Raw genomic sequence first — 1,338 nt, 5'->3', positions numbered from 1 at the left:
CGGCACCTCAAAGGCCACCCGGTGTTCCTCGGCTACATACTCGCTACGATAAATCCGCCGGTTCGGGCGCTTGCCGTTGATGCGCTCCGGCAATTCGCATTCAGCCTCCGCCACCGGCACGTAATAGGCATCGGCCGTCAGCTTGAAATGCGCCGGCAAGTCGGCCTCCAGGGTAAAACTCGGGGTGCGCTCCAGGCTGCCGCAGCCAGCCAACAGCAGCAGCGTGCCTGACAATGGGGCCAGCAGAACTTTTATCGCTAATCGCATACCTGAACTCTCCGGATTACCTGCCAGCCACGCGCACATAGTGCTGCTGAGCCGTTTCATTCATTTCTGGGTACCAGTGCCTGGGTATTTCGCCGTCATGGGCTGATAGACTTTCACGAACAAGAAAAACCAGTTGCTGCGAGGCATGCCATCCCCACTGGCGGGCCAAGCCTGCCATCTGAACTACCCAGGTGCCTGGATCGCGCTGCGCGGCAAGCCGGCTGTAGGCTTCAGGATGCTCACTCAGCAGGTAATGGCGCAGGTTGCTACACAACACCTCGTCATTCAACGCTGCGTTTTCCAGCCAGGCCGGCTGCTTCGGCAGTGGATATAGTCCCGGCTTGGGATTGTCTTGTGTCCTGCAACCCTGCCCGGTCCAGACACAAAGACTCTCAACAGGCCCCAGAAATGCGGGAAGCTCCTCGTCCGACAATCGGCTCAAGGCACGCAGCATTACCCGGTAATCATGCAGCCGAAACAAAACTGGTGATGCACCACGATCGATAATCAGCCGTTCCTGCCAATGGGTCGCCAATGCATGCAAGCGGCCTGACGGCGCTGCAATCAACCACTCCCATGTGTGCGCGGACTCATTGAGCAAATCGGCCTGCGCGGCGATGGCACTCCCCAGTGCGTACAGGCAAGGTCCCTGATCCGCCAGCTTTTCAGCTACGGTGCCTGCATAGAGCCTTAGAGACTCTTTACCTGCCAGCGCTTCAATCTGCTCCTGATAGCAAGCCGATACATTGCTCGCATCCATGACCAGATAAATTTCACGGGCATGCTCGCCCTGCTCTGCAAGCCAGCTTTGTACGCAAGCCATTACTGTTCTCCTGCGGCACAAACACCGTCCAGGCAGGGGCCGCATACCGGACAGAAATCACTATCCAATTGGCTGGCCGTACGCATGATTGCATGTTGAGCACTACTCAGAGTCATTAGGGGGTTACCCGGCTGTTCTGCAGGCGCAGTATGGACATCCCCCGGCAGTGCCGGTCGGGCTCTGGCCAACCGCCCAGCCGCACCACCGGAGTTGATCCGAATACCCGGCCCGTTCAGGGTCACGCCACT

General features: G+C 58.6%; 1 protein-coding gene and 2 pseudogenes. All 3 read right to left on the bottom strand.

Translation table 11 applies throughout. The features are described 5' to 3' along the window. Window positions 1-267, bottom strand: a pseudogene (locus C2846_RS18445) (hypothetical protein); the annotation flags it as partial. A gap of 16 nt (window positions 268-283) precedes the next feature. Continuing rightward, on the bottom strand, window positions 284-1,090 hold the full coding sequence (locus C2846_RS18440; protein ID WP_165443869.1) for a DUF4123 domain-containing protein: 807 nt from the start codon (window positions 1,088-1,090) through the stop codon (window positions 284-286). Further along, window positions 1,090-1,338, bottom strand: a pseudogene (locus C2846_RS18780) (type VI secretion system tip protein VgrG); the annotation flags it as partial. The pseudogene C2846_RS18780 and the gene C2846_RS18440, both read right to left, overlap by 1 nt.

Source organism: Pseudomonas jilinensis (genome assembly GCF_003586265.1).
Lineage (GTDB): Bacteria > Pseudomonadota > Gammaproteobacteria > Pseudomonadales > Pseudomonadaceae > Halopseudomonas > Halopseudomonas phragmitis.
Note: the sequence above shows the minus strand (reverse complement) of the source record. Positions and strands in the feature narration are given on the sequence as shown.

What these genes read in the sequence shown, in the direction of transcription:
- C2846_RS18440 (WP_165443869.1), bottom strand. Translation starts at nt 1,090, where the DNA reads ATGGCTTGCGTACAAAGCTGGCTTGCAGAGCAGGGCGAGCATGCCCGT.